Annotated in this window: 1 protein-coding gene; it reads right to left on the minus strand. The window is 76.1% G+C overall.

The features are described 5' to 3' along the window. Positions 1-515, minus strand: a 515-nt coding sequence (locus MXD58_RS24870) for a glycosyltransferase family protein (RefSeq protein ID WP_284678843.1), incomplete at both ends; no start/stop codon positions are given.

Below are 515 nucleotides of genomic sequence, written 5' to 3' on the forward strand. Positions count from 1 at the left end.
GGGCAGCACGAACAGCCAGCCCAGCAGGCCGACCTGCGCGGCGCTGCCCGCCGGGCCGCCGCCGGCCGCCGCCAGCGACTTGGTATAGCCCTCGCGTAGCGCCGCCCAGCCGTCGTACATCCGATTGGCGGCCAGATCGGTGCCGTCGACGACCACACCTCGCCCACCGGACCGCTTCAGCGCGCGGAGCAGGGCGACGTCCTCGATGACCTGGTCGCGGACGGCTTCGTGGCCGCCGGCCCGACGGTAGGCCGTCGAGTCCACGCACAGGAACTGCCCGCCGGCCGCCGCCAGGGACGGGCGGGGTGAGCGCTCCGCCGCCCGCAGGGGCAGCAGCGCCAGCCAGGACCAGGTCAGCAGCGGCTGGACGAGCCGTTCGGCGAGCCCGTGCGCGACCTGGCGCGGATAGGGCGAGACCAGGTCGAGCCCGGACTCGCGCAGCAGCAGCACGGCGCGGGCCAGCCCATCGGGGGCGACCCGCACGTCGGCGTCGACGAAGACCAGCGCCGTGCCGC

It is taken from the genome of Frankia sp. AgKG'84/4, assembly GCF_023242965.2.
Lineage (GTDB): Bacteria > Actinomycetota > Actinomycetes > Frankiales > Frankiaceae > Frankia.